5 protein-coding genes and 1 pseudogene are annotated in these 5000 nt (G+C 57.1%); 3 read left to right on the top strand and 3 right to left on the bottom strand.

All coding sequences use genetic code 11. From position 1 onward, the window contains the following. Positions 1 to 116: 116 nt before the first annotated feature. Positions 117 to 1631 (top strand): lipopolysaccharide biosynthesis protein, encoded by a 1515-nt coding sequence (locus tag Q0239_RS16245; RefSeq protein WP_298604808.1) that lies wholly within the window; start codon positions 117 to 119, stop codon positions 1629 to 1631. On the opposite strand, the gene Q0239_RS16240 is transcribed toward Q0239_RS16245, so the two are convergent. The 3 genes from Q0239_RS16240 to Q0239_RS16230 all read right to left on the bottom strand — a co-directional run bounded on the left by Q0239_RS16240 (position 1628) and on the right by Q0239_RS16230 (position 4103). Continuing rightward, positions 1628 to 2497, bottom strand: a complete 870-nt coding sequence (locus tag Q0239_RS16240) for a glycosyltransferase family A protein (RefSeq protein WP_298604806.1) — start codon at positions 2495 to 2497, stop codon at positions 1628 to 1630. The two genes, Q0239_RS16245 and Q0239_RS16240, sit on opposite strands and share 4 nt — an antisense overlap. Continuing rightward, a complete protein-coding gene (locus tag Q0239_RS16235) occupies positions 2494 to 3087 on the bottom strand; it encodes a class I SAM-dependent methyltransferase (RefSeq protein ID WP_298604810.1) in 594 nt (197 codons plus the stop codon). The genes Q0239_RS16240 and Q0239_RS16235 overlap by 4 nt, the downstream gene beginning before the upstream one ends. A gap of 74 nt (positions 3088 to 3161) precedes the next feature. Then, positions 3162 to 4103: a 2-oxoglutarate and iron-dependent oxygenase domain-containing protein gene (locus Q0239_RS16230; protein ID WP_298604805.1), complete on the bottom strand. Its 942-nt coding sequence runs from the start codon at positions 4101 to 4103 to the stop codon at positions 3162 to 3164. Between the two features lie 61 nt (positions 4104 to 4164). On the opposite strand from Q0239_RS16230, the gene Q0239_RS16225 reads away from it, so the two are divergent. After that, positions 4165 to 4584, top strand: coding sequence for an EVE domain-containing protein (locus Q0239_RS16225; protein ID WP_298604803.1), 420 nt, complete (start codon positions 4165 to 4167; stop codon positions 4582 to 4584). A 13-nt stretch (positions 4585 to 4597) separates the two neighbouring features. Then, positions 4598 to 5000 (top strand): annotated as a pseudogene (locus tag Q0239_RS16220) (hypothetical protein); the annotation flags it as partial.

Raw genomic sequence — 5000 nt, 5'->3', positions numbered from 1 at the left:
CCTCTAAAGGGGTCCTACGATTCGGTCAACAGGGTTTTTGCAATTTTATTTCAAAATTTTTGCAGAACCCCAGAAAACCACGATTTTGTAAGCAATTATCGATAGTTGGTACCTTCATGAGCGATGCGCAGACAATCACACCGCCGGAAGGAGAAGACTTTGGACACCGCGTGAAACGCGCGGTTTTCTGGCGTTCCGGGACCCAAATCATCTCGCAGATCATCAGTTGGGGCGCGACTCTCGCTGTCATCCGAATCCTCGATCCCAGCGACTATGGCCTGTTCGCAATGACCTCGGTCGTGCTCGTTTTCCTCAATTTCCTCAACGGATATGGCTTTGTCAGCGCGCTGATCCAGTCCGAATCAGTCGAACCGATCCGAATCAGGCAAGCTTTTGGCATGCTGATTCTCCTCAATGTCGGATTGGCACTTATCCAACTCTTCATCGCCGCCCCGCTGGCCGCTGCCTATTATAGGGAACCGGTCGTGGCAGAGATGCTGCGCTGGCAGTCCCTGATCTATCTGTCGACGCCCTTCCTGATTCTTCCCGAAGCGCTGATGACGCGCGAGCTGGAATTCCGGAAGCCAGCGATCATCAATCTGCTGACCTCTTTGGTTGGCGCTGCGGTCGCACTGGCACTGGCGTTATATGGTGCGGGCGTGTGGACATTGGTCTTCGCCCCTATCTCGATATTCTGGAGCCGCGCGGTCATGCTGATGATCGCAACCCGATTCTGGGTTCTTCCCAGTTTTGACTTTCGGGGGGCCGGGCATATCTTTACCTTTGGCACTGCACTTCTGATCGGGCACGGCTTCTTCATCGTGCAAAGCCAGTCCGATATCTTTATCGCTGGCCGCCATTTCGATACCCATGATCTGGGGCTGTATGCCGAAGCGCTGTTCCTGACACAGCTGTTCGCCACAAAGTTCATCCCGCCGCTGAACGAAGTGGCCTTCCCTGCCTATGCGCGCATCCAGCATGACCAGAGCAAACTCGCCTATAGTTTCCTCAAGGCCGTTCGCCTCATCATGCTGGTCGCCTTTCCGCTCTATTTCGGCATGGCCGTGACGGCGGTCCCATTTGTAGCGACGCTAATGGGAGAAAAATGGCTCGAGGCGACACCAATTGTCGCGATTCTTGCGCTCGCAATGCCGGTCGCGACGCTACAATTCCTGTTTCAGCCAGCGATCAACGCGCTCGGGCTTCCAGGTGTGACGATGCGCAATGCGATTGCGGGCGCAATCATCATGCCATTGGTCTATCTGGCGGCCATCCGTTTCGGAGCGACAGGATTGGCCTGGGGCTGGCTGGTGTCGTTCCCGCTACTCCTTGCCTTCACCATCTATCAGGCACGGCCGCATATCGGATTTCGGATCGGCCAGTTGTTTAAAGCAGTCACACCGGGTCTATGCGCTGCCTCTGCAATGGCCGCGCTCGTCTGGTTGTTTGACCGCTATCTAGTTGAGCCGCTGTGGCCGCAACTGGTGCCGATGCTCCACCTTCTGCTGCTCTCAGGAGTCGGCGCATTGATTTACGGAGCCCTGCTTTGGTTTGGTTCGCGTGAAACGGCGACGGAGGTTCTCAATCTGGTAGTACGCCGAAAGGTACAAGCGCAAACCGATGCGGCCTAGCCGGGCTCGACCGCTCGAGCCATACGTTTGAGCGCCAACCGGTCAAACCAGAACAGTTGAGGATGCCCTCTTGGCTCCATCCCCGGTAGTTCGCGCCGGTAGATGTCCGAAAGCAAGCGCGGCAGACCTTTGGGACCAGTATCACGCATGATCCGGCTGATCATCGCGTTCTGATAGTGGCGCACACTATAGTTGACCATGCGGCGATACTGCATCCGCCAGCTTTGGGGCGATAAGGTGCTGACCGGCGCACAGTAGAAGCCGGCGCCCTCACACACGGCGACCCGATAATCGTTCCAATTCGATTCAGCGGCCAGATCGGTCTTGGCCATCGCACATATCAGGCCATCTTCACCGATTACATCGTCCGGCAAGCGAATCCCGTCTGTCTTCATCCGCTTCAAGAAATCACCGCGAAGCGCATAAAGATCGCCGAACAGACCATGCTCGCGCCGCATCACTTGCTGGTAATAGTCCTTTTTGCGTCCGTTCATAGGTAGACCGGACGCGGCGTTGGCTTGGGGCTTTTGCTTCAAGGCCTTTCGCAGCGCCTCAATTGATCCCGGCGTGATTTCGGCATCACCGTCGATGAAGATATGCGATTCGTGAAAACGGTCCAGTTCATCGAACAGGAACCGGTTCCAACTGCGCGCTTTCCCGCCTTCTCTATAAATATGCACCCGCACATTGCGCGCGGCGGCTGCCACCCCACCCGCAATCGCCGCCGTTGCATCGGTCGATCCGTTGACAATCACATGGATTGCAACGCTTGCATCATTCAGCGGCAGGCTGTTGAGGCAGGTGGCAATCCGCGCCTCTTCATTATGCGCCAGCACGGCGATGCAGATCGGCGGCATGGACGTCATGACTTCTGCGCCATCGCCCAGACGGTGACCGGAAAACGCTTATCATTGGGCAGGTGTCGCTTCCAGCCAGTCCGCGCCCAGCGGTTCAAATTGGCTCTGACTGCAGAGGCGTTACCCCAGCTGCCGGTGACCACCCGTTCTGGATCGAAGCCCGCCTCTTCCAGAAAATGCTTCATTCCCTGCTCGGTCCAGCGGCTGCAATCCGTAGGTATCGGATGAAAGCGGATCAGAAAGGGTGTGATGTTGATGAACCAACCTCCTGGCCGCAGCATCGCATGGACATTTCGCGCAGCGCGATAGGGGTAAAGCAGATGTTCCCACACATTGTCGGCGATGACGATGTCGAACTGGCGATCGAGCTGTTCGCTGCAAATATCATGTTCGGGCCAGTTCATCTCGCTGAAGCTGCCCCATTGCCGCTCGCGCCACTTCCAGCCAGCACTGATTTCGAGGGCATCGAGACTGTTGGCACCTATGCCATCGAGCCAGCGGTCAATCTCGCGATAGGCGACGGTGCGGGTAATGTGCTGCTTGTCATAGCCGACAGCCGCCGCAGCTTTCCCCAGCCAGTTTTTGAGCCCGTTGTCCATTGCCACCCCGAATGCGCCCATGCAGACGCGGATTCGGGATAGCAGACCCGCCCTTTACGGGGCGTAAATTCTTGTCACGCTTTCAACAGGCCGATCTCGATCAACCGTTCACGCAGATAATCGTCGGCCAATATCGGCTCGGGATAGCGATTTGGATTTTCTTCGCTGATGCACTGCGACAGCGTCGCAATCGGATAGTCCGAATTGAGGTGAAGGAAGAAGGGCATCGAATAGCGGCTGAACTTCGACCGCTCCCCCATCGGATTGCGCACCCGGTGCGTGGTAGATGGCAGGTAGTGGTTGCACAGCCGCTGCAGCATATCGCCGACATTCAGCGACAATCCTCCTTCGGGCGGCGAGACATCCATCCAAGTGCCGTCGGGCCGTAATATCTGCAGCCCCGATTCCTCGGCACCCAGCAACAGCGTGATCAGGTTGATATCCTCATGCGCGCCGGCACGAATGCAGCCTTCGGTATCACCTTCGATCGGCGGATAGTGGAGCAGGCGCAGGATTGAATTGCCAACATTGATCTTGTCGGCAAACCAGTCTGCCTCCAGCCCAAGATAAATGGCGAGGTAGGACAATATCTTCGCACCAACGCGGTCAAACTCGGCATAAAGCGGTTCGAACACGTCGCGGAACCCATCGACCGTATCGGGCCAGATATTCTTGAGCATGTCGCCTTCTAGGGGATGACCTTCGGGCAAAGTCCGCCCGACATGCCAGAACTCCTTCAGGTCATGATGGTCGGCGCCCTTGGCAATCTCGGTCTTGAACGGGGTGTAACCGCGCTGTCCCGCGATGTTCTTATCGTACCAGCACAGCTTTTCCTCGGTCGAGCGGGCAAACAGCTCTTTCGAAAGCCGCCACGCTTCCTTGGCAAGATGCGGGTTGATCCCATGGTCGACAACCTTGGCAAAACCATAGGTGCGGAAACTGTCGCCAAGGGCTTGGGAGATGGCTTGGGTATCGCTGCTGGCCAGCGAAATATCGGGCATTTGACTCATATCCATGCAAATAGCCCTTGACCTATTTGCATGCCAGCGAAATTGACGCCGATCAAAGGAGCGTCAAATGAGCGAGCAATATTGGCTGATGAAATCGGAACCCGATGTATACAGTTGGGACGATCTGGTGGCCGAGAAAGAAGGCACATGGGACGGTGTGCGTAATCACGCCGCCGCGCTCAACATGAAGACGATGAAGAAGGGCGACCTCGCATTCTTCTACCACAGCAATATCGGCGTCGAGGTGGTCGGCATCATCAAGATCAGCAAGGAAGCCTTTATCGATCCGACCGACGAGAAGGGCAAATTTGTGGCGGTGAAGGGGGAGGCGGGGCGCAAACCCAAAAAAACGGTGCCGTTGGAAACGGGCAACGCGAACCCCCAAAACTCGAAGATGGGTCCCGCCCCCCCCTTGCACCTGTCTGTCGGCAAAGTGCGCCCGGAAGAGTGGGCGGAGGTTTTGCAGATGGCGGGAGAGAAGGCTTAGGCCCTTGCCCGACATGTCCAAAATCGCCATCCTCACCCCTGCCCCCGACTATTGGGAAAACTGGTCGCTGCCCAAGGCGCATTATGAACGGCTGATCGGGCCGGAGCTGGCCTTTCGTCCATGGACCGAAACCGGCGAGCTTTCAGGTTTCGACCTTATCTTGCCGCTGCTGACATGGGGCTATCAGCGTGATGTGCCCGGCTGGTTCGCGCTGCTCGGCCGATTGGAGGCCGAAAGCTTGCCCATGGCCAATCCGGCGAAGGTGCTGCGCTGGAATAGTGACAAGGCCTATCTGGCAGAACTGTCTGCCGCAGGCGTCGCGACGGTGCCGACTTTGATTCGCGAATCGATGAGCGACGCTCCGCTGGCAAGCGCGCGCGAAATCCTCGAAAGCCCGAGTCTGGTGGTGAAGCCGC

It is taken from the genome of uncultured Sphingorhabdus sp. (assembly GCF_937872355.1).
GTDB lineage: Bacteria > Pseudomonadota > Alphaproteobacteria > Sphingomonadales > Sphingomonadaceae > Sphingorhabdus_B.
Note: the sequence above shows the minus strand (reverse complement) of the source record. Positions and strands in the feature narration are given on the sequence as shown.